At 71.8% G+C, this 21,738-nt stretch carries 22 protein-coding genes; 10 read left to right on the top strand and 12 right to left on the bottom strand.

Going from position 1 to position 21,738, the window contains the following annotated elements:
• Positions 1-66: 66 nt before the first annotated feature.
• From ACFT32_RS43065 to ACFT32_RS43055, 3 genes are all read left to right on the top strand, one after another.
• Entirely contained in the window at positions 67-1,653 is a 1,587-nt protein-coding gene (locus ACFT32_RS43065) for an ABC transporter substrate-binding protein (protein WP_382500126.1), read from the top strand.
• A gap of 93 nt (positions 1,654-1,746) precedes the next feature.
• Positions 1,747-2,430: a uracil-DNA glycosylase gene (locus ACFT32_RS43060; RefSeq protein ID WP_382500124.1), complete on the top strand. Its 684-nt coding sequence runs from the start codon at positions 1,747-1,749 to the stop codon at positions 2,428-2,430.
• A 128-nt stretch (positions 2,431-2,558) separates the two neighbouring features.
• Entirely contained in the window at positions 2,559-3,059 is a 501-nt protein-coding gene (locus tag ACFT32_RS43055) for a hypothetical protein (RefSeq protein ID WP_382500123.1), read from the top strand.
• A 10-nt stretch (positions 3,060-3,069) separates the two neighbouring features.
• On the opposite strand, the gene ACFT32_RS43050 is transcribed toward ACFT32_RS43055, so the two are convergent.
• The 3 genes from ACFT32_RS43050 to ACFT32_RS43040 all read right to left on the bottom strand — a co-directional run bounded on the left by ACFT32_RS43050 (position 3,070) and on the right by ACFT32_RS43040 (position 4,831).
• Positions 3,070-3,573, bottom strand: a complete 504-nt coding sequence (locus ACFT32_RS43050; protein WP_382500120.1) for a hypothetical protein — start codon at positions 3,571-3,573, stop codon at positions 3,070-3,072.
• A 112-nt stretch (positions 3,574-3,685) separates the two neighbouring features.
• Entirely contained in the window at positions 3,686-4,198 is a 513-nt protein-coding gene (locus tag ACFT32_RS43045; RefSeq protein WP_382500117.1) for a DinB family protein, read from the bottom strand.
• A gap of 42 nt (positions 4,199-4,240) precedes the next feature.
• A complete protein-coding gene (locus ACFT32_RS43040) occupies positions 4,241-4,831 on the bottom strand; it encodes a TetR/AcrR family transcriptional regulator (protein ID WP_382500116.1) in 591 nt (196 codons plus the stop codon).
• Between the two features lie 86 nt (positions 4,832-4,917).
• Between ACFT32_RS43040 and ACFT32_RS43035 the strand changes: the two genes are divergently transcribed.
• Together ACFT32_RS43035 and ACFT32_RS43030 are read left to right on the top strand one after the other, a co-directional pair.
• The gene (locus ACFT32_RS43035) at positions 4,918-6,117 is read left to right on the top strand and encodes an FAD-dependent monooxygenase (RefSeq protein ID WP_382500114.1); all 1,200 of its coding nucleotides are present in this window, start codon (positions 4,918-4,920) and stop codon (positions 6,115-6,117) included.
• Entirely contained in the window at positions 6,114-7,019 is a 906-nt protein-coding gene (locus tag ACFT32_RS43030) for a Gfo/Idh/MocA family protein (protein ID WP_382500112.1), read from the top strand. The genes ACFT32_RS43035 and ACFT32_RS43030 overlap by 4 nt, the downstream gene beginning before the upstream one ends.
• Here the strand turns inward: ACFT32_RS43030 and lnt are convergent.
• The 5 genes from lnt to ACFT32_RS43005 all read right to left on the bottom strand — a co-directional run bounded on the left by lnt (position 6,943) and on the right by ACFT32_RS43005 (position 10,927).
• Complete coding sequence (lnt, locus tag ACFT32_RS43025) at positions 6,943-8,517, bottom strand: apolipoprotein N-acyltransferase (RefSeq protein WP_382500110.1); 1,575 nt, start codon at positions 8,515-8,517, stop codon at positions 6,943-6,945. The two genes, ACFT32_RS43030 and lnt, sit on opposite strands and share 77 nt — an antisense overlap.
• Positions 8,518-8,586: 69 nt before the next feature.
• Positions 8,587-9,057 (bottom strand): nuclear transport factor 2 family protein, encoded by a 471-nt coding sequence (locus tag ACFT32_RS43020; RefSeq protein ID WP_382500108.1) that lies wholly within the window; start codon positions 9,055-9,057, stop codon positions 8,587-8,589.
• Between the two features lie 86 nt (positions 9,058-9,143).
• Complete coding sequence (locus ACFT32_RS43015; protein ID WP_184599516.1) at positions 9,144-9,323, bottom strand: hypothetical protein; 180 nt, start codon at positions 9,321-9,323, stop codon at positions 9,144-9,146.
• A 97-nt stretch (positions 9,324-9,420) separates the two neighbouring features.
• On the bottom strand, positions 9,421-10,296 hold the full coding sequence (locus tag ACFT32_RS43010) for an undecaprenyl-diphosphate phosphatase (protein WP_382500106.1): 876 nt from the start codon (positions 10,294-10,296) through the stop codon (positions 9,421-9,423).
• Between the two features lie 160 nt (positions 10,297-10,456).
• Positions 10,457-10,927: a winged helix-turn-helix transcriptional regulator gene (locus ACFT32_RS43005; RefSeq protein ID WP_382500104.1), complete on the bottom strand. Its 471-nt coding sequence runs from the start codon at positions 10,925-10,927 to the stop codon at positions 10,457-10,459.
• 114 nt (positions 10,928-11,041) lie between these two features.
• Here ACFT32_RS43005 and ACFT32_RS43000 point away from each other — a divergent pair, with 114 nt between their 5' ends.
• Complete coding sequence (locus ACFT32_RS43000; protein ID WP_382500101.1) at positions 11,042-12,211, top strand: thiolase family protein; 1,170 nt, start codon at positions 11,042-11,044, stop codon at positions 12,209-12,211.
• Between the two features lie 39 nt (positions 12,212-12,250).
• Here ACFT32_RS43000 and ACFT32_RS42995 read toward each other — a convergent pair whose 3' ends face one another.
• Positions 12,251-13,042: a TVP38/TMEM64 family protein gene (locus tag ACFT32_RS42995; protein WP_382500099.1), complete on the bottom strand. Its 792-nt coding sequence runs from the start codon at positions 13,040-13,042 to the stop codon at positions 12,251-12,253.
• A 334-nt stretch (positions 13,043-13,376) separates the two neighbouring features.
• On the opposite strand from ACFT32_RS42995, the gene tuf reads away from it, so the two are divergent.
• Positions 13,377-14,546: an elongation factor Tu gene (tuf, locus tag ACFT32_RS42990; RefSeq protein WP_382500097.1), complete on the top strand. Its 1,170-nt coding sequence runs from the start codon at positions 13,377-13,379 to the stop codon at positions 14,544-14,546.
• A gap of 89 nt (positions 14,547-14,635) precedes the next feature.
• Entirely contained in the window at positions 14,636-15,481 is an 846-nt protein-coding gene (locus ACFT32_RS42985; RefSeq protein WP_382500094.1) for a spermidine synthase, read from the top strand.
• Here ACFT32_RS42985 and ACFT32_RS42980 read toward each other — a convergent pair.
• Positions 15,443-16,729 carry an MFS transporter gene (locus tag ACFT32_RS42980; protein ID WP_382500092.1) on the bottom strand — a complete coding sequence of 429 codons (1,287 nt, stop codon included), beginning with the start codon at positions 16,727-16,729 and terminating at the stop codon, positions 15,443-15,445. The genes ACFT32_RS42985 and ACFT32_RS42980 overlap by 39 nt on opposite strands.
• A 60-nt stretch (positions 16,730-16,789) precedes the next feature.
• On the bottom strand, positions 16,790-17,797 hold the full coding sequence (locus ACFT32_RS42975) for a hypothetical protein (RefSeq protein ID WP_382500090.1): 1,008 nt from the start codon (positions 17,795-17,797) through the stop codon (positions 16,790-16,792).
• Positions 17,798-17,970: 173 nt separating this feature from the next.
• On the opposite strand from ACFT32_RS42975, the gene ACFT32_RS42970 reads away from it, so the two are divergent.
• On the top strand, positions 17,971-18,423 hold the full coding sequence (locus ACFT32_RS42970) for a DUF4442 domain-containing protein (protein ID WP_189724504.1): 453 nt from the start codon (positions 17,971-17,973) through the stop codon (positions 18,421-18,423).
• Between the two features lie 66 nt (positions 18,424-18,489).
• On the opposite strand, the gene galU is transcribed toward ACFT32_RS42970, so the two are convergent.
• On the bottom strand, positions 18,490-19,455 hold the full coding sequence (galU, locus tag ACFT32_RS42965) for a UTP--glucose-1-phosphate uridylyltransferase GalU (protein WP_382500087.1): 966 nt from the start codon (positions 19,453-19,455) through the stop codon (positions 18,490-18,492).
• Between the two features lie 351 nt (positions 19,456-19,806).
• Between galU and ACFT32_RS42960 the strand changes: the two genes are divergently transcribed.
• Positions 19,807-21,648: a ricin-type beta-trefoil lectin domain protein gene (locus tag ACFT32_RS42960; protein ID WP_382500085.1), complete on the top strand. Its 1,842-nt coding sequence runs from the start codon at positions 19,807-19,809 to the stop codon at positions 21,646-21,648.
• Positions 21,649-21,738: the final 90 nt, after the last annotated feature.

The raw sequence follows: 21,738 nt of genomic DNA, 5'->3' as shown, positions 1-21,738 counted from the left end.
GCCGGCGGGCCGGGCACTGCGGTATGGTCTGCCGACCCTTGGTATGGCAGATCGAGGAGCGTGCGCGTGTTCAACCGGAACCGACGCCTGCGGCAGGTGGCGGCCGTCGCGTCCATATCGTCCCTTCTCGCCGGGTGTGGCGTGTTGTCGTCCGACACCCCGGAGGACGAGGGGCCGATCGTCGTGGGCACCACCAGTTCGCCCAGCACGCTCGATCCCGCGGCGTCGTGGGACAGCTCCTGGGAGCTGTTCCGCAACGTCTACCAGACGCTGCTGAGCTATCCGACGGGTGCGAGCGAGCCCCAGCCGGACGCCGCCGAGCAGTGCGGCTTCAGCGACTCCTCGAACCAGGTCTACCGCTGCGAACTGCGCGAGGGCCTGAAGTTCTCCAACGGCGACGCGCTGGACGCCCAGGCGGTCAAGTACTCCTTCGACCGGATCCGCAAGATCAACGTCAACGGCGGCCCCGCCGGTCTGCTGGGCAGCCTCGAGCGGGTCCAGGCGCCGAACGAGCGTGAGGTGGTCTTCCACCTCAACAAGCCCGACGCCACCTTCCCGTTCGTGCTCGCCACCCCCGCCATGTCGATCGTCTCCCCGCAGGCCTATCCGGAGAACTCCCTGCGCAAGGGCAGCGACGTCGTCGGCTCCGGGCCCTACACGCTCGACTCGTACGCGGACGGCAAGGAGGCCGTCCTCGTCCGCAACGACGGCTACAAGGGCTACGCGGAGCGCCGGAACGACGCGGTGACCATCCGCTACTTCCAGGACTCCGGCACCATGGTCAAGGCCCTGCGCAACGAGCAGATCGACGTGACCTACCGGGGTCTGGCCGCCGGCGACGTCGTCGACCTCCAGAGCAAGACCTCAAACGAGGAGGAGATCCAGCTCGTCGACGGCACCGGCACGGACATCAACTACCTGGTGTTCAACCCGAAGGACTCCTGGGCCAAGCGCAAGCCCGTGCGCCAGGCCATCGCGCAGGTCATCGACCGGGCGGCGATCGCCCACAAGGTCTACAAGGACACCGTCGACCCGCTGTACTCCATGGTCCCCAAGGGCCTCACGGGCCACACCACGGGCTTCTTCGACGACTACGGCGACCCCGACGTCGACAAGGCCCGCGAGATCCTCAACGGCGCCGGCATCAACCAGCGGGTCCCGCTCACCTTCTGGTACACGAGCGACCGCTACGGCTCCGAGACCGCCGAGGAGTTCAAGGAGCTGAAGCGCCAGCTCGAGGACTCCGGCCTCTTCTCGATCAGCCTGAAGAGCCGCCCCTGGAAGACCTACGTCGAGGGCTACCAGAAGGGCGAGTACCCGGTGTTCGGGCGTGGCTGGTTCCCCGACTTCCCGGACGCCGAGAACTTCATCGCGCCGTTCGTCGGCGAGCAGAACGCCCTCGGGACGCCCTACCCGGCCCCCGAGATCACCGGCGACCTGCTGCCCCGGTCGCGCCGGGAGAGCGACCGCGCGAATGTGGAGAAGGAGTTCGAGGAGGCCCAGCGGATCCTGGTGGACGACGCGCGACTGCTGCCGCTGTGGCAGGGCAGGCAGTACGTGGCCGCGAGCCGGGACGTCTCGGGCGCCGAGCGCGCCCTGGACCCGTCGACGATCATGATGCTGTGGGAGCTGCACCGCAAGACCGCCTGGTAGGCGGGTCGGCACCGGGCTTTCCCGGGCACGTTGTCAGTGGTCGCCTGTAGGTTCTGAGGCCTGGAAGTGACCGCACATCGTGAGGACGTTGACGTGACCGACACCGCCATGCTGCCCGAGTCCTGGCGCGGGGTTCTGGGCGACGAACTGCAGCAGCCCTATTTCAAGGAGCTGACGGAGTTCGTCGAGGAGGAGCGGGCGAAGGGTCCCGTGTATCCGGCGCGCGAGGAGGTCTTCGCCGCGCTGGACGCCACGCCGTACGAGAAGGTGAAGGTCCTGATCCTCGGTCAGGACCCTTACCACGGCGAGGGCCAGGGGCACGGGCTGTGCTTCTCGGTCCGGCCCGGTGTGCGGACCCCGCCGTCCCTGCGGAACATCTACAAGGAGATGCACGAGGAGCTGGGCGCGCCGATCCCGGACAACGGCTATCTGATGCCGTGGGCCGAGCAGGGCGTCCTGCTGCTCAACGCGGTGCTCACGGTCCGGGGCGGCGAGGCCAACTCGCACAAGGGCCGGGGCTGGGAGAGGTTCACCGACGCCGTGATCCGCGCGGTCGCCGGGCGGCCCGACCCGGCGGTGTTCGTACTGTGGGGGAACTACGCGCAGAAGAAGCTCCCGCTGATCGACGAGTCGCGGCATGTGGTGGTCAAGGGCGCGCATCCGTCGCCGCTGTCGGCGAAGAAGTTCTTCGGCTCGCGTCCGTTCACGCAGATCGACGCGGCGGTGGCGGCGCAGGGGCACGAGCCGATCGACTGGACGATTCCGAACCTGGGCTGAGGACGGGCGGCGCACGGCGGGGTCTTCGTCCCGGAAGGCCCCGTGCGTACGGACCGGCCTGAGCCGGATCGCCGCCCTCTCCGGTTAGCGTCGGAAGATCAGCCGGCGAGTGCGCGGAGGGCGTGGCGATGGAGCGACAGGAGCAGACGGCGCCGGACACCGTGCTGACGCGGATCGGGCAGGTCGTCATGCTGCACCACGCGGGGGACCGGGAGGAGGCCCGGCACCGGTTCCTGGACCTGTGGGCGGAGATCGGGGAGCACGGGGACCCCCTGCACCGCTGCACCCTCGCGCACTACCTGGCCGACACACAGGACGACCCCGGGGACGAACTGGCCTGGGACCTGCGCGCGTTGACGGCGGCGGAGGAGATCTCCGAGGGCGGGCTCCCCTCGGGAGAGGCGGTGCGGGCGTTCTACCCCTCCCTCCACCTGAATCTGGCCGACGACTACCTCAAGCTCGGCCAGTGCGACGCGGCCCGCATCCATCTGCGACGGGCCAGGGGAACCGCCGCCACCCTCGCCGACGACAGGTACGGCGAGGGCGTACGGGCCGCCATCGAACGGCTGGAGTCCCGGCTGGGAGAAGGCGGCGGCGGGACGTGGGCACCGCCGCGGCAACGGCCCTGAGGGGGGTCGGTCAACGCCGGTACGTGTCGCGGCAGATCGTCGCCTCGGGGCTGTCCGGCCGCCACCCCCCGTAGCGCCTGCCGAGCGCGCACACGTCCGCGTTCTTCGGGACGTTCTGGTGGACGTCCTGCCGTACCGACTCCGAGACGTCCGGAAGGCCAGCGGGTGGCCGCTGTGGGCTGCGCGGGGCCGGTGCCCGGTGTTCCGGGCGGGCGGGGCGGGGGTGGGCCTCCCGGGTGCCGGACGGTGGCCGCCCCTGCTCCGGTGAGGCCGCCGGGGGCGTGGCCGGTCGGGACGCGGACGCGGTCGGCTGCGGGCGACGGGACCCCTCGATGAGTTCCAGGGCCTCCCGGGCCGGTGCCTGCACGACCTGCTCCTGCGGCCGGGGTGCCGGCGGCCGGGACGGCGCCGCCGGCGGTCCGGGAACGGGGGGATCCTGGACCGTCACACAGCCGGAGAGGGCCGAGACCGCCACGGTCACCAGGAGCGTCGCTGTGGTCGTCGTTCGATGCACCCGCGCAACTCTGGTGCGTCCGGTCCCTGGTGGGACAGCGGACAGGCGGAGGATGCCCCGCACGGGTGATGTCCCGCCCCGTACGGAGGCCCTCGGTGGGCCGTGGGTGACGTCAGTCGCCGGTCGAGCCGTCGAGGCGCTCGCGGATCAGGTCGGCGTGGCCGTTGTGCCGCGCGTACTCCTCGATCATGTGGGTGTAGATCCACCGCAGGTTGAACCGCTCGCCGGTGCGGTGGTGCTTGCCCTCGGAGATGTCGTCCAGGGCGAAGCGGGCGGCGTTGCGCCGGGCGGTGTCGATCTGGGCCTGCCAGGTGGCATACGCCTCCTGATAGGTGTCCGCCTCGGTCAGATGGAACTCGCCGTCCCGGTTCTCGTCGCTGTAGTACATCGGCGGCGCGTCCTCGTTCGTCAGTACCTTGCGGAACCAGCCCCGCTCCACATCCGCCATGTGCCGCACCAGCCCCATCAGGGACAGTACGGAGGGCTCTACGGAGGCCGTCCTGAGCTGCTCGTCGCTCAGGCCCTCGCACTTCATGGCGAGGGTCTGCCGGTGGTAGTCCAGCCAGCCTTCCAGCATGGCGCGTTCGGCGGCGTCGGTGGCGGGTTCGGTGCGCTCGATGGTCATGCCCGCATCCTTTCCCAACTCGCCCGGACTGCCCAGGGGTTTTCAGTCGCCGAGCATCCCCGCGAGCAGCTCGCGCAGCCCGGCCCGAATTTCCTCCAGGCTCGGTGCCCCGGGCCCGAACGATCCCGCGACGCAGCTGAACATCAGCCCGTCCGCCCAGGCGATCAGCGACAGCGTGTGCCGGGCCGGGTCCGTCGAGCCCATCCCCGTGACCAGGGCGGTGAGCTGGTCACGGAAGCGGGCGCCCGTCGCGTCGAAGTAGGCCCGCAGTTCGGCGCGCCGGGTCGCCTCCAGGGCCAGTTCGTAGCGGGCGAGCGTGAGGGCGCGGTTGCCCGTCAGGGCGCGGTGGGTCGCCAGGGCCAGCGCGTCCGCGAGGGAGTCGGCCCCGGACCGCGGGTCCGGCATCTCGTGCAGCGCCAGCACCCGGGCCTCGCGGTCGGCCAGACGCCGCACCGCCAGTTCCAGCAGGGCCTGCCGGGTCCGCGCGAGGTTCGACGTCGAGCCCTGGGGGAGTCCGGCCGTCTCGTCGACCGCCCGGTGCGTGAGGCCCCGCATCCCGCGCTCGGCCAGCAGGGCGAGGGCGGTGTCGGCGACGAGGTCGGCGCGGGAAGGGCCGGGGGTGCGTACGGACATGGGGCTCACGCTACCCCTCTCACTACAGCTGTAGTAAGGTCGACAACGCACTACAGATGTAGTCGACGCTGTTTCGAGGAGGAGCCATGGCGCGGACGAGGCGGGCCGTCGTGATCGGCGGCGGTATCGGAGGTCTCACCGCGGCGGCCGCGCTGCACCTGCGCGGCTGGCGTGTCACGGTGCTGGAGCGCGCCCGCTCGCTGGAGCCGGTCGGCGCCGCGATCTCCCTCGCTCCCAACTCCCTGCGCGCGCTGGACGTCATCGGCCTCGGCGACAAGATCCGCGGCCTCGCCGCCTGGGCGGGTGACGGCGGGCTGCGCACACCGTCCGGGCGGTGGCTCTCGCGCTCCTCCGCCGACGCCGCCACCGAGCGCTTCGGCGGCCCGCTCGTGCTGCTGCACCGCGCCACCCTCGTCGAGCACCTGGCGGCACAGCTCCCGCCCGACGCCGTCCGTACGGCCGCCTCAGCGACCCTGGCCGACAGCGGTGACACCGGCCGGCCCGCCCGGGTCGTCACCGCGGACGGAGAGCTGGAGGCCGACCTGGTGGTGGGTGCCGACGGAGTCCGGTCCGCCGTACGCCGGGCGCTCTTTCCCGGACACTCCGGGACGGTGTACTCGGGATTCACCACCTGGCGGGTCGTGATCCCCGTCCCCGGTGCCGAGTTCGCCTCGCACGAGACCTGGGGGAGGGGTCGCATCTGGGGCACGCACCCGCTCAAGGACGGCCGCGTCTACGCCTACGCCGCCGCCGTGACACCCGTCGGCGGACACGCGCCCGACGACGAGAAGGCCGAGCTGCTCCGCCGCTTCGGCGACTGGCACGACCCGATCCCCGCCGTGCTCGCCGCCGCCCGTCCCGACGACGTCCTGCGTCACGACGTCCACCACATCGCCGAGCCCCTGCCCGCCTACCACCGAGGCCGGGTCGCCCTCGTCGGCGACGCCGCGCACGCCATGCCCCCGACCCTCGGTCAGGGCGGCAATCAGGCCATCGAGGACGCGATCGTCCTCGCCCACCACTGCGACGACCTCCCCGCCTACACCGCCGCCCGGCTGCCCCGTACGACCGCCGTCGCACGGAAGGCCAACCAGGTCGCCCGTCTCAACCTCATGACCAGCCGCGCCGGGATCGCCGCACGCGACACGGCCGTCGCCGCACTGTCGAAGGCCGGGCCCGCCCTGTTCCTGCGCGGCTTCGACGGCATCGCCGACTGGCGGCCCCCGCAGCGGCCGTATGCTTCCGAGCAGACCCCGGAAGGCAACCGTTGGAGGAGCATCCCGTGAAGGTCGGCTGCATCGGACTCGGCGACATCGCGCAGAAGGCCTACCTCCCGGTCCTCGCCTTCCGGCCCGGGGTCGAACTGCACCTGCAGACCCGTACACCCGCCACGCTCGACCGCGTCGCCGACGGCCTCCACGTCCCGCGCGAGCGGCGGCACACCACCCTCGACTCCCTCCTGGACCAAGGCCTCGACGCGGCCTTCGTGCACGCGCCGACGCTCGTGCACCCGGAGATCGTGACGCGACTGCTGGAAGCGGGCGTACCGACGTACGTCGACAAGCCGCTGGCCTACGAACTCGACGACTCCGCGCGGCTGGTGGCGCTCGCCGAGGAGCGGGACGTGAGCCTCGCCGTCGGGTTCAACCGGCGCTACGCCCCCGGCTACGCGCAGTGCGCCGACCATCCGCGCGAGCTGATCCTGATGCAGAAGAACCGCATCGGGCTGCCGGAGGAGCCGCGCACGATGATCCTCGACGACTTCATCCACGTCGTCGACACCCTGCGGTTCCTGGCGCCCGGCGAGGTCGACGACGTGACCGTGCGCGCCCGCGTCCGGGACGGTCTGCTGCACCACCTGGTGCTCCAGCTCGCCGGGGACGGCTTCACCGCGCTGGGTGTGATGAACCGGCTCAGCGGTTCGGCCGAGGAGATCCTCGAGGTGTCCGGACAGGACACCAAGCGACAGGTGATCAACCTCGCCGAGGTGGTCGACCACAAGGGGCAGCCGACCGTCAGGCGGCGCGGGGACTGGGTGCCGGTGGCCCGGCAGCGCGGGATCGAGCAGGCGGTGCTGGCGTTCCTGGACGCGGTCCGTGCGGGGAAGGTGCTCAGCGCCCAGGACGCGCTGGAGACCCATGAACTGTGCGAGCGGGTCGTACGCGCGGTTCAGGAGCGGACCGCCTGAGCCGCAGGGTCCGTACGCCCTCGCCGGCGGCCCAGGCGGCGAGGATCAGCAGTGCCGCGTGCGCCGTCCAGTCGCCGAGGCGGACGTACGGCGTCGTGCCGTGGGCGAGGGGGACCTCGTAGACCTGCGCGGCGGACGCGTCCGTCCCGAGCCACGGTCCGATCCGCTGTCCGCTCGGGCCGTAGACGGCCGAGACACCGGTCAGCGTCGCGTGGACCATCGGACGGCCGGTCTCGGCGGCACGCAGCGCGGCCAGCGACGCGTGCTGCTCGGGCGCCCAGCTCTGCTGGAAGGTGGACGTCGACGACTGGCCGACCAGCACATCCGCGCCTTCCCGGGCGAGGTGGCGGGTCATGTCGGGGAAGGCGGTCTCGAAGCACACCATCGGGCCGACGCGCAGTCCGTTCCCCACGTTCATCACGACCGGCTGGGAGCCGCGCCTGCGGTCCTCGCCCGCCGCCTTGCCGACGGAGGTGGCCCAGCCGAGCAGGGAGCGGGCCGGGACGTACTCGCCGAACGGCACGAGCCGCATCTTGTCGTAGCGCTCGCCGGTCAGGCCGTCCGGGCCGACCAGGATCGAGCTCTTGTAGATGCCGGGCTTGTCGGAGCGCCGGGCGTCCACGTTGACCAGGACGCCGGCGTCCGTCGCGCGGGACAGTGCCGCGAGCCGCCGGGCGAGGTCGGGCCGGTCCCCGAGATCGAAGCCGACACTGCTCTCGCCCCAGACGATCAGGTCGACGTCCTGCCCGGCGAGCCGTCGGGTGAGCTGTTCCTCCCGCTCGAAGCGGCGGTCCGCGCTCTTGCCGCCGTCGATGACGCCCGGCTGGACCACGGCGACCCTGACCTCGCCGTCGACGTCCGGGCGGGGCGAGAAGGCCCAGGCCGCCGAGGTGGCGGCGGCCGTGGCGACGAGACCGGCCAGGGCGGGCACACGGGCCCGTTGGACCGCCACCAGGACGACGACGGCGACGTTGACCGCGACGACCAGGAAGCTCAGCAGCCAGACGCCGCCGACCGAGGCGAGCCGCAGTGCCGGTTCCACCTGCCACTGGCTGGAGCCGAGCATGCCCCAGGGGCCGCCGAGGCCCTGCCAGGAGCGGATCAGCTCGACGGCCAGCCAGCCGGACGGCAGGACGAGGAGGGCGGCCGCGATCCGCCGCCGGGAGGGGGCGCCTGCCAGCAGCCGGTGCGCGAGCCGGCCCCACAGGGCCCACAGGGCGCCGAGCAGCGCGGCGAGGACGAACGTGAAGACGTGCAGGAAGGGCAGCAGCCAGTGGTGCATCGCCAGCATGAAGCCGAAGCCGCCCCACCAGCCGTCGTACGCCGCGCGCTTCCCGGTCGGCGCGGTGCGCAGCAGCAGGAGCCAGGGGACCAGCGCGACGTAGGCGCACCACCACAGGGACGGGGCGGGGTAGGCGAGTACGGGAAGGGCGCCCGCGATCGCGGCGGCGGCCGAGCGCCGCCACGGGGAGGCGAGCCAGTGGCCGAGCGTCTTCATAGGCGCCTCCTACCCCGCGGGTGCCTCCAGTGTGCGCCCTGCGGACGATCTAGGACAGAGGACGCCGGGTCAGTGGACCACAGGTGCCTTCTGCCGCTCGGGAAGGCGCCGCCACTTCTCCTGGACGACGACCGCGCTCAGCCGCCAGCCGTCGGCCGTGCGCAGCAGGGCGAAGGCGTACCGGCCGCCGCACACGAAGTCGGGCGCGGGGCCCGCGGTGGCCATGGGGTTGACGTAGTCGGCCTGGACCTGGGCGGTGTCGCCGGTGTCCTGTTCCCAGATGCCGAAGCGCATCCGCCGGTTGACGATCAGGTGCTGCCGCATGGTGAACAGCCGCATGCTCTCGGCGAGCCAGGCGGCGACCGCCGTGGCCTCCCCCTCGATGCCGCCGGCCGAGCGGTAGTCCGCCCGCCCCTCCGGGGCGAACAGGCCCCGGTACGCCTCCCAGTCGCCGTCGTCGACCGCCACCGCGTAGTCGGTGATCAGCCCGTCGACGGCCAGTCGGTCCCTCACGGTAGCGAGCTCCACGCGCTGCGTCATCGGCTCAGTGTTGGGCATGGAGGGTGCGGAGCCAAGAGGTGTGACGCAAAGGGGTGGTTGAGGAGGAGAGACGGAGGTGGGGGCGGTCAGGCCGCTTCGACGACCTCGCCACGGATCGCGGCCGCCCACTCGACGACCAGGAACTCGTACTCCGCGCGCTCCTCGGCGGACAGCTTGCCGCCCGTGCGCCGCCAGAGCGCACGGATCTCCTCGTTGACCTCGGCGGCGGACCGCACGGAACCAGGGGTCGAGAAATCGGGGGACATGCGGGCAAGCCTAGGGGCACCCACTGACAGCCCGCTACCGGACGGCTACGGGATCCCTATGCGGTTGGTCACGAGACGCGGCTCACAGGCCGCCGGGTCAGCCCGCCGACTCGGCCGCGTGCGGGCTCAGCTCACCCATCGACACCAGGACGATGATGAGGATGCCGAGGGCGATGCGGTAGTAGACGAACGGCATGAAGCTCTTGGTGGTGATGAACTTCATGAACCACGCGATCACCGCGTATCCGACCGCGAAGGCGATGATCGTCGCGAAGATCGTCGGGCCCCACGAGACATGGCCGCCCTCCGTCGCGTCCTTGAGCTCGAACAGCCCGGAGGCAAGCACCGCCGGGATGGCCAGCAGGAAGGAGTAGCGGGCCGCGGCCTCGCGCGTGTAGCCCATGAACAGGCCGCCGCTGATGGTGGCGCCGGAGCGGGAGACACCCGGGATCAGGGCCATGGCCTGGCAGGCGCCGTAGATCAGTCCGTCCCGGACGCCCAGGTCCTCCAGGGCCTTGCGCTGCTTGGGCGCGCGGTGGCGGCCGCTCTTCTCGTCCCGGGCGGCGAGGCGGTCGGCGACGCCCAGGACGATGCCCATGCCGATCAGCATCGTGGCGGTGAGGCGCAGATCGCGGAACGGGCCCTCGATCTGGTCCTTCAGCGTCACGCCGAGCACGCCGATCGGGATCGAGCCGACGATGACGAGCCAGCCCATCCGGGCGTCGGGGTCACTGCGCAGCGTCTTGTCGGTCAGCGAGCGCGTCCACGCGGACAGGATCCGCCCGATGTCCTTGCGGAAGTAGATCAGCACGGCGGCTTCCGTGCCGATCTGGGTGATCGCCGTGAAGGCCGCGCCCGGGTCCTCCCAGCCCGAGAAGGCCGCCGTCAGCCGCAGATGCGCGCTGGAGGAGACGGGGAGGAACTCGGTCAGCCCCTGGACGAGTCCGAGGATGAGTGATTCGAACCAAGACATGAGGTAGCGGAGTCCAAGTGCCGATGTGGGACGGACGACGGGCACACCGGGCCGCCATATGAGATGACCGTGGGATCAGGTGTGCCGAGGGGGAAGCGTAGCGTCCCCGGATGACCCCTGGGACACAGGGGTTTGGAAGGCGGCCCGTGGGGTGGCCGGATCAGGCCGCCGTCGGGCCGGTCACCGTCCAGCCGGGCGCCTGGGGGCGGGCCGTGAGGTCCTCGTGGCGGACCTCGTCTCCGCAGGCCCGGCACGTGACGGCCGGGGCGAGTGCCCGGCCGCAGGAGTGCTCGAGGACCATCGGGCGCTCGCCCCCCGTCCGCAGATGGCGGTCGCCCCACGCCATGAGGGTCATCAGCACGGGCTCCAGCTCCAGTCCGGCCTGCGTGGGCCGGTACTCGAAGCGCTGCGGGCGCTCGCTGTAGGGCCGCTTGGCCAGGATCCCGGCGTCGACGAGCCGGCGCAGCCGCGTGGCGAGGATGTCGCGCGGGGCGCCGATGTTGCGCACCAGCTGATCGAAACGGCCGTTGCCGAGGCACACCTCCCGCAGTACGAGCAGGGAGTACTTCTCGCCCACGAGCGCGAGGGTGTCGGCGATGGAGCAGGGGCGTGGGTCTTTGCTGGCGGCCATGCCGCTCAGTCTAGGAGAGGGTTGGATTTTCCAACTCACCAGGCTACGGTGAGTTCGGATTTCCTACTCACTGGTAGTCCCTGGTAGTCCCTGGTAGTCATGGAGGCCCGCACCATGCGTGACGCAGTCATCGTCGAAGCCGTACGCACCCCGATCGGCAAGGGCAAGGAGAACGGCGCCCTCGCGCACGTCCACCCCGTGGAGCTGCTCGCCCACACCCTGCGCACCCTCGTCGAACGGTCCGGTGTCGACCCGGCACTGATCGACGACGTCATCGGCGGCACCGTCGACCAGGTCGGCGAGCAGGCCATGAACACCACCCGCTACGCCGTCCTCTCGGCGGGCTTCCCGGAGTCGGTGCCCGCGACCACCGTGGACCGCCAGTGCGGCTCCTCGCAGCAGGCCGTGCACTTCGCGGCGCAGGGCGTGCTCTCGGGCGCCTACGACCTCGTCGTGGCCTGCGGGGTCGAGTCGATGAGCCGGGTGCCGATGTGGTCGAACGTGCCCGCCGGCAAGGATCCCTTCGGCCCGGGCGTGGCCGAGCGGTACCCCGAGGGGCTCGTCCCGCAGGGCGTCAGCGCCGAGCTGATCGCCGCCAAGTGGTCGATCGGCCGCGAGCGGATGGACGCCTTCGCGGTCTCCTCTCATGAGAAGGCCGCCGCGGCCTGGGAGAACGGCCTCTTCGACGCCGAGACCGCGCCGCTGGAGGGCGTCACACGCGACGAGTGCGTACGGCCCGGCAGCACCACCGAGATCCTCGCCGGGCTCAAGCCCGCCTACTACGACCCCGGTTTCGCCGAACGCTTCCCGCAGATCGAGTGGAACGTCACGGCGGGCAACGCAAGCCCGGTCAACGACGGCGCCTCGGCGGTGCTCATCACGTCGAGCGAGACGGCCGCCCGGCTCGGTCTGCGCCCGCTGGCCCGGCTGCACAGCTTCGCCGTCACCGGATCCGACCCGCTGCTGATGCTGACCGGCGTCGTCCCGGCGACCGAGAAGGTGCTGCGCAGGGCGTCGCTGTCCCTCGACGACATCGACCTGTTCGAGGTCAACGAGGCGTTCTCCAGTGTCGTACTGGCCTGGCAGCAGGAGACCGGCGCCGATCTCGCCCGGGTCAATGTGCACGGCGGCGCCATCGCTCTCGGTCATCCCCTCGGCGCGAGCGGGACCCGTCTGACGACGACGCTCGTGCACGCGATGCGGGAACGGGGCGCTCGGTACGGGCTCCAGACGATGTGCGAGGCGGGCGGGCTCGCCAACGCCCTCGTCCTCGAACGGGTGTGACCGGGGCCGGGCCCCGGTTCGGTTCGGCGTAACGGTTCGTCAGAGGCGGCGCAGCTGGTGCCGCTTGCGCCACGCCAGCACCACGCCCACCAGCGCGGGCACGGCGATGCACGCCAGGGCGATCAGGAAGGCGGGGGACGTCGGCGTGGAGGCGCGGGCTCCGGCGACCACGTAGGCGGCGGTGTTCGGGATGGAGCCGAGGCCCGTCGCCAGCAGGAACGGCAGCAGGCCCATACGGGAGAAGGAGGCGCAGTAGTTCGCGGCCCAGAACGGCACGCCGGGGAACAGCCGCACCGCCAGCATCGAGCGGAAGCCGTGCCGGCTGAGCTGGCCGTCCACCGCCTTCAGCCAGCGCCCGCGCAGCAACGGCCGCAGGGCGTCCTGGCCCAGCGCCCGGCCCAGGCAGAAGGCGATGCCGGCACCCAGCACCGTGCCCGCCAGAGCCGTGCCGGTGCCGAGCTGGGAACCGAACAGCGCACCCGCGGCGAGGTTCAGCAGCGGCCTCGGCACGAACGCCACGGTGCACACGCCGTACGCCACAGCGAACACCACCGCCGCCGCGGCTCCGCCGAGCTGCGGCGGCCAGCCCTCGGTCAGCAGCCGCTGCGGCTCGAAGAGCAGCACGGCGCAGGCGCCCCCGGCGAGCAGGGCGACGAGCAGGGACAGCCGCGTCCACGGGGAGAGCAGCACTCTCGTGCAGCGAGCGGCGAAATGGGTCGGTACGGCGGGCGAGGCGGTCGTTGCCGGGGAAGCGGCGACGGCGAGCTCCGCGGTGCTGGCCCGGGGAGAGGCCGTGGCGGTGCCCCCAGAGCGGGTGGTGGCATCGAGCATCCGGCGACACTAACCGACAAATATGTGTGATCGCCGTATGGTTCGTCTCACCAGCGTCACAGGCAGTTGAACGCTTCCTTGCGTACGGCCCCCCGAAAACCATTCGACGTGCGGTAAAGCGTCGGCAAGGATCGACGTCATGTTCCGGCAGGCCTTCACCCTCGCAGCATCCGTGGTCACGGATGCCCCGAAGGCTGCCGTCGTAGCTCCCACAGCCGTTGCAGACGGCGCCCGAAGCTGACCCTCTCCGGTTCGTCCGGTCGGACCCCGCAAGGGGAGGGTCGGGCAGGTCCTCGGGGTCCCACTTCATGACTAGACGCTTCGAGGTACAGCCATGTCCAAGACGGCCTATGTCCGTACGAAACCGCATCTCAACATCGGCACGATGGGTCATGTCGACCACGGCAAGACCACCCTGACCGCCGCCATCACCAAGGTCCTCGCCGACCGCGGCAACGGCGCGTTCGTGCCGTTCGACCGGATCGACCGGGCGCCCGAGGAGGCGGCGCGCGGCATCACCATCAACATCGCGCACGTGGAGTACGAGACCGACACACGGCACTACGCGCACGTCGACATGCCGGGCCATGCCGACTACGTCAAGAACATGGTCACCGGCGCCGCGCAGCTCGACGGGGCGATCCTCGTCGTCTCCGCGCTCGACGGGATCATGCCGCAGACCGCCGAACACGTGCTGCTCGCCCGGCAGGTGGGTGTCGACCACATCGTCGTCGCCCTCAACAAGGCCGACGCGGGTGACGAGGAGCTGACCGACCTGGTCGAGCTGGAGGTACGCGACCTGCTCACCGCGCACGGCTACGGCGGTGACTCCGTACCCGTCGTACGCGTCTCGGGTCTGAAGGCGCTGGCGGGGGACCCGCGCTGGACGGCGTCCGTCGAGGCGCTGCTCGACGCGGTCGACACCTATGTGCCGATGCCGGAGCGGTATCTGGACGCGCCGTTCCTGCTGTCCGTGGAGAACGTGCTGACCATCACCGGGCGGGGGACCGTGGTGACCGGTGCGGTGGAGCGGGGCACGGTGCGGGTCGGGGACCGGGTCGAGGTGCTCGGGGCCTCCGTCGAGACGGTGGTCACGGGTCTTGAGACCTTCGGCAGGCCGATGGAGGAGGCGCAGGCCGGGGACAGCGTGGCGTTGCTGCTGCGGGGTGTGGCGCGGGATGTCGTCCGGCGGGGGCATGTGGTCGCCGCGCCGGGGAGTGTCGTGCCCAGTCGTCGGTTCACCGCGCAGGTGTATGTGCTGTCGGCTCGGGAGGGCGGGCGTACGACTCCGGTCTCCAGTGGGTATCGGCCGCAGTTCTATATCCGTACGGCGGATGTCGTGGGGGACGTCGACCTCGGCGGGGTCGCCGTCGCTCGGCCCGGTGACACGGTGGTCATGACCGTGGAGTTGGGGCGGGAGGTGCCGTTGGAGGCGGGGCTCGGGTTTGCCATTCGTGAGGGTGGGCGGACTGTGGGGGCGGGGACCGTGACCGTGGTGGGTTGAGGTGGTGGGGGACTGCGGGACCGGTTGTGGCTGGTCGCGCAGTTCCCCGCGCCCCTGAAGGGGCGCCGCGACTTAGGCACAATGAGATCGTGAACGAGTCCATCCCGGTAACCCTCGATGTCGATCACGGCACCGCCAAGCTCATGCCCGACGTCGATCGGGAAAGGGCCTGGCTGCTGACCGTCGACGGGGCGCCTCAGTCGTATGTCGATCTGGACGATCCGGCGCATCTGGAGTTCGAGTACACGCGGCGGCTCGGACATGTGCTGGATGTCGTGGCGGAGCCGGGGCGGGTGCTGGACGTGGTGCATCTCGGGGGCGGGGCGCTCACGCTGCCCCGGTATGTGGCCGCCACCCGGCCGGGATCACGGCAGGACGTCGTCGAGGCGGACCGGGGGCTGCTGGAGCTGGTGGCCGAGCATCTGCCGTTGCCGGAGGGCGCCCGGGTCGCGCTGCACGCGGCGGACGCGCGGGACTGGCTGGAGAAGGCCGCGGCGGACTCGGCCGATGTGATCGTCGCCGATGTGTTCGGCGGTTCGCGGGTGCCGGCGCACCTCACCTCCGTTCCCTATGTCCGCGAGGCCGCGCGGGTGCTGCGGGACGGCGGGATCTATCTCGCCAATCTCCCCGACGCGGCGCCGTTCGCCTTTCTGCGGTCCCAGCTAGCCACTCTGGCGACGGCGTTCGAGGAACTCGTGCTGATCGCCGAGCCGGGGGTGCTGCGGGGGCGGCGGTTCGGCAACGCGGTGCTCGTGGCGGGACACCACGAGATCGACCTGACCGCTCTGGCACGGCGCACGGCCGCCGACGCCTTTCCGGCCCGGGTCGAACACGGCTCTTCTCTGCGGCAGTTCATCGGGGGCGCGCCGGCGGTGCGGGACGAGGACGCCGTGCCGTCACCCGAGCCCCCCGACGGGGCGTTCGGTATCGGCTGAAGCGCGCTCGACGCCGCCCTGGGCCACCGGGGTGGTCCTGCGTCGTAGGTTACGTACGTCCGGTACGCACAGCGCGCCCGCCGTGACCAGGACGACCAGGCCCGCGCAGCCCCACAGTGCCGTCGTACGGCCGAACGCCTCCTCCGCCGGGCCCGCCCCGGCCGTGGCGAGCGGAGACAGCGCGACGGAGCCGAACCAGTCGTACGCCGAGACGCGGGAGAGCTTGTCCTCGGGGATCTCCTGGTGCAGGGCCGTCATCCAGGAGACGCCGAACACCTCCACGGTCGCGCCCGCGACGAACATCACCACGAACAGGACCCCGATGGGGACCGGGACGGCGAGTGCGGCCGCGGGCAGGGCCAGGGGGAACACGCACAGGGTGCCCGCGAGGAGCAGACGGCGGGGTTTCCAGCGGGTCATCAGCAGGGCGCCGGCGACCGTGCCGGCCCCGAACGCCGCCAGGGAGAGGCCCCAGGGGCCCGCGCCCCCGAGGTGGTCGCGGGCGACGAGCGGGCCGTACACCGCTTCGGCGGTGGCGACCACGGCGTTGGCGATCGAGAACTGAAGGACGATCGCCCAGAGCCAGGGCCGGCCGGCGAACTCCCGCCAGCCCTCCCGCAGATCGGCGATCATCCCGCCGCCCGGTGCGCGCGGCGCGATGTGTCCGACGTCGAGGAAGGCACGGAGCGCCCCGGCGAGCGCGAAGGCCGCGGCGTCCGCCGCGAGCACCCAGCCGGGCCCGATCGCGGCGACCATGGCCCCGCCGAGCGCGGCACCGCCCAGGGCCGCGCCCTGCATCGCCATACGGAACACCGCGAACGCGCGGCCCGCCTGCTCACCGTCGACCGAGGACATCAGCATGCCCTCGGCGGCCGGGCCGAAGAAGGCCTGGCCGGTCCCGCCCAGGGCGGCGAGCAGCATCATCTGCCACAGCAGGGGCTCCCCGGCCAGCACGAGGGCGGCGAAGGCGGCCTGCGAAAGGCAGTTCAGGGCGTTGGCCGCGACCATCACATGGTGCCGCGGCAGCCGGTCCGCGACGGCGCCGCCGATCAGCAGGAAGAGCACCAGCGGGAGCGTCCGTGCCGCCGCCACCAGGCCGACGTCACCGCTGTCACCGCCCGCTCCGAGAACGGCGAACGCCGCCGCGACCAGGGCGCCGTGGCTGCCCAGATTGGTGACGACCGCGGCGGCGGTCAGCAGGGAGTAGTTGCGGCCCGCCCAGGCGGGGCGACGCTTGGTGGTCGGCACCCCGTGACTATCGCGGGGGCCCGGCCCCTTGCCAAACGATTTTGTCGCGGCCCAGGCCGGTCACGCTCCCTGTGGCCCGTCCTCGGTGAGCCGCACGGTGCCGAGGATCTTCTGGACGGTCGCCTCGGACAGCTCGCCCTTGACGCCCTTGGCGCCGTACAGGTTCCAGGTGACGAAGTCGCCCGCGCCGTTCTTGAAGGCGAAGGTGATCGCCTTGCCGTCGCTGTCGCACTTGCCGTTCTGCGGGGTGTTCTCCGAGTGCGCCGTGGCGACGCTGCCCTTGATGCCCGACTTGGTGGTGTACGGCTTGGGCTTGGTGAACTTCACGCTTTTCTTGTCCGGCTGGGTGTAGCCGCCGAAGATCCACCACGGCACGCGGGTCTCGGCCGCCTCGTCCGTGGTCTTCGCGCCGTCCTCACCGCGGGTGCCGACGGTGGCCAGGGCGGTGTCGTCCTCGCGGCCGTCCTTGTCGTCGTCGCTCGTGCACCACTTGGACTTCAGATAGGCGGGAGCGGTGACGCTGGTGCGATCCATCTCACCGTCCTTCTTCTCCCACTCGAAGCCCACGCTCGTACCGGGAGTCTCGATCTCCCAGTCGGCGGGGACGTCGAACTGGGTGCCGAAGCGCGTGTTGACGACGACCTTCCAGCCGGGGATGGTCGCCTTCTCCTCCGCACCGCCGCGCGGGTTGCCCTCGGAAGCGGAGGCGCTCGGCTCCGTGGAGGCCTCCTTGGAAGCGGCCTTGGCCGGCTTCTTGTTCTTCCCGTCAGCGGTGTCGTCCTTGTCGCCGCCCAGCACCAGGAAGCCGGTGACGCCGGCCGCTACGACCACCGCCGTGGCCGCGATGATCGCGACCAGCTTCGTCCGGTTGCCGCCGCCACCGCCCTGCGGCGGCTGGGGCGCGCCGGCCGGCGCCGGGGCGCCCCACTGCGGCTGCTGCCCGTAGGCCGGCTGTTGCTGATAGCCCGGCTGCTGGTACGGATTCGGCTGCTGGTACCCCGGCTGCTGGTACGGGTTGTTCGCTTGCGGGTTCTGCTCGCCCCCGGGCGGCTGCTGTCCTGGCCACATGGGCAGTCACCCTAGCCGCGCCCCGACACGATTCGGTCACCGCCTGTGGACGGAGACGTAGCAACGCGGGGACGATGCGGCGCGAATCGCCGTGCAGCGGACCGATGCGGCGGTCGTCACACGGCCTGGCCAAGGCCTGGCCAGGCGTCTCTACTCGTGAGTAACATGCGGGCATGAGCGCAGACCAGATGTCCATCGGCGAGATGCTCGCCGCCACGGTGCCCATGGCCCGGACCCTGAACCTCGAGTTCCTCGAGACCACGCCGGAGCGGGCGGTGGTGTCCCTGCCGGACCAGAGCGACTACCACAACCACGTGGGCGGGCCGCACGCCGGCGCGATGTTCACGCTCGGCGAGTCCGCGAGCGGGGCGATCGTGCTGGCCGCGTTCGGCGACCAGCTCTCGCGTGCCGTGCCGCTCGCCGTCAGCGCCGAGATCGCCTACAAGAAGCTGGCGATGGGCGCGGTCACGGCGACCGCGACCCTCGGCCGCCCGGCCGCCGAGGTCGTCGCCGAACTGGACGCCGGCGGGCGCCCCGAGTTTCCGGTGGCCATCGCCATCCAGCGTGCCGACGGTGCCGTGACGGGCGAGATGACGGTCGTCTGGACGCTGCGTCCCAACGGCTGAGCGCGCTGTCGCACGGCTGAGGCTCCGGCCGAGGGGTGAACCCCGCGCCGGGGCCCTCGCGTTGACTCAGGCCGCGATGTGCCGCCGCGCGGGGGACGCCGGGTGTGCGCCGTCCAGCTCCGCGACGAACCCCTTGAGCCATGCCACGAACTCCGGTCCCAGGTCGGGCCGGTCGCAGGCCAGCCGGACCACCGTGCGCAGGTAGTCCGCCCTGTCGCCGGTGTCGTAGCGCAGGCCCTTGAAGACGACCCCGTGCACCGTGCCGCCCGCGGCCAGCTCCTGGAGGGCGTCGGTCAGCTGGATCTCCCCGCCCCGGCCCGGCGGGGTGCGCTCCAGGACGCCGAAGACGGCCGGGTCGAGGACGTAGCGCCCGATGACGGCGTAACGGCTCGGCGCGTCCTGCCGGGCCGGCTTCTCGACCAGGCCGGTGACACGGACGACGTCCTCCTCGCCGGTCGGTTCGACGGCGGCGCAGCCGTAGAGGTGGATCTGCTCCGGAGGGACCTCCAGCAGGGCGACCACGCTGCCGAGCCGGTGGTCGCGGACGTCGAGCATCCGGCTGAGCAGCGTCTCGCGCGGGTCGATCAGGTCGTCGCCGAGGAGGACCGCGAAGGGCTGGTCGCCGACGTGCCGGCGGGCGCACAGGACGGCGTGGCCGAGGCCGAGCGGGTCGCCCTGCCGGATGTGGTGGATGCTCGCCAGCCGGCCCGGGTCGCGCACCGCGTCGAGCCGTACGGTGTCGCCCTTGGCGGCGAGGGCCTGCTCCAGTTCGAAGGCGTGGTCGAAGTGGTCCTCGATGGCCCGCTTGTGCCGGCCGGTGACCATCAGGACGTCGTCGAGTCCCGCCGCTGCCGCCTCCTCGACGACGTACTGGATGGCCGGCTTGTCGACGACCGGCAGCATCTCCTTGGGCGTCGCCTTCGTGGCGGGCAGGAAGCGGGTGCCGAGGCCGGCGGCCGGCACGACCGCCTTGCGGACGGTGCGGGTGGTACGGGCGGGGGTGACCGGGGCGGAAGGGTGGGGGGCGATCATGCGGCCCATGCTGACCCGCCGAGCTGAGAGCGCGCCGAGAGTCACATGGGAGTGCGCTGTGGAGTTGGAGATTTCGTGTACCAACCGCCTTTGCGTGCACACAACTTGAGACTCTCCACAGCGCGGTTTTCGAATACCGGTGCGGATACCGCCGGTAACATATCTGAATTGCCGGCGTTTTGAACTCGGGTCATCCGAACTCCTTGTTACCTGTGAGTCGCATGTGCGAAAGTGAGCCGCCTCACACCCAAGTCCGCGGCTGACGCGGCATAGGTATGCACCAATCACGCACCTGCTTTCCGACGGACGCGCAATTCGCATGCCGTCCTGCGGCTGGAAGGAAATGGTTCAGTGCAATCCCCGTACCCCCCACGCCCGCCGTACCCGCCACGACCCGGAGCGGGGCCCGCGGAGTCCGACCGCAATCTGCTCGCCCGGGTCGGCGAACCCGGTGAAGGCCCGCGCGCCGTCGCGCTGTTGCTCTCGCGGCACTGGCGGGCCGTCTACGAGTACGCCGTGATCTGTCTGGCGTCCTCGGCGGATTCGGCGTCCATGGCGGCCGCGGCCGCTTTCCGCCGGGAACTCGCCGGGCCGGGCGGCGGTGCCCTGCGTCCGCGCCTGCTCGCGGCCGTGCGGGACACGGTCGGGGAATGGGCCGCCGACGACGGCATTTCCGTCGTGCTGCCGGAACTCCGCAAACCCGTCGGTGCCCGCGGGCTGCGCGCCGCCCGGTCCATGACCTCCGAAAGACGGCGCCTCGCGGAACGCGCGTTCCGGACCCTTCCCGGGGCTTCCCAATGCCTGCTCTGGCACACGGAGGTCGAGGCCGAGCCCATATCCGTACCGGCCGGTCTGCTGGGCGTGGACCCCCGTACCGCGTCGGCCGCTCTGGAGCAGGCGCGCGAGCAATTCCGGGCGGGGTGCGTACGGGCGCACCGGGAACTCGCGCCGACGCCGGAATGCCGGTACTACAACCGCTTGCTGGACGTTCCGATGCGCCGCGGCGGGGCTCTGCTGCCGGATGTGCAACGGCATCTCATGGTCTGCCGCTACTGCCGTCACGCCGCCGAGCAACTCAGCCATTTCGAGGGCGGTCTGGACGACCTGCTCGTCGAGACCGTTCTCGGCTGGGGCGCCCGCCGCTACCTCGAATCGCGGCCGGGCCGCGACGGGGGCCCGAACGTCCTTCCCGCACACCCGGCCGGTGGCCGCCACCGCCTGCGGGCCCACGCCCTGCCGGCGGGCGGCCGGCTCGGGCCTCCGAGGAGGCACACGAAAGCGCTGGCCGCCGCGGTCGGGCTGACCTCCCTCGTGCTGCTCGCGACCCTGCTCGCCGCCCGGGGCTGGTCGGAGGAGAGCGGTACCGCCGGTCCTCAGGCCACCTGGGGAGCGGTCAGCGGCCACTCCGTCGACCCGGGCGGCGCGGGATCCCCGACCACGGAGTCGTCCCCGGCCGGCGCCCCGTCGGCCGCCTCCGCGGGCAACCCCGCCGAAGTGGCCCGTGGGCGGCTGCGCAACCTCGACGCCGGACTGTGCCTCGACGTCCGGGGCGGCCGGGTCCGGGCCGACGCCCGTATCGTGCTGGCCGCCTGCTCCGCCGGGTCCCCGCAGTGGTCGTACCAGGACGACGGTCTGCTGCGCAGCGCCGCCGACCCGACGCTCTGCCTCGGCTCCGACACGACCGGGGGGTCGGTCGGCCTGGCCGGGTGTCTCGTGCACGCCGGGGTCGTGCGCTACGACCTGACCGTGCGCGGCGAACTCCTGCCGCGCGGCGGCAAGGGACTGGCCGTCGCCCCCGGAAAGGGCCGGCACGTGATCGTCACCGGGCGGGACGGATCCGGGGAGCAACGCTGGGCGCTGGAACCGGCGGTCGCCCGCGAGGAGGCGGGGGAGTCCCGTAAGAAGCGGACCCGGGACCCCCAGGCCGTGCCGCGGGAGGACGGCCGGGAGAAGGAGGAGCCGTACGCCGATGCCCCCTCGGCGCACCCGCCCCAGTCCCCGCGAGCCAAGTCCGAGCAGGAGCCCCCGCCGGACCGGTACGAGACACGGATCGCCCAGGTGGCCTGCTGCGACGAACCCGGCCCGGACCCCGCCCCCGACGACACGGCCGCGCCCGGCCCCGACGTCCTGCGGCGGGCGGCCGACGGCGTGGCAAGGACCGCGCTGACCCTGCACGCCGCGACGCTTCCCTAGGTCGTGTCCGCAAAGTCAGGGGAGCCAGAGTCGTAGGCAGGCGAGGGTGACCATGGCTTCATAGTGGCGGGCGCGTTTGTCGTAGCGGGT

The organism is Streptomyces sp. NPDC057002 (assembly GCF_042673825.1).
Classification (GTDB): Bacteria; Actinomycetota; Actinomycetes; order Streptomycetales; family Streptomycetaceae; genus Streptomyces.
This window is presented reverse-complemented; position numbering and strand designations above follow the sequence as displayed.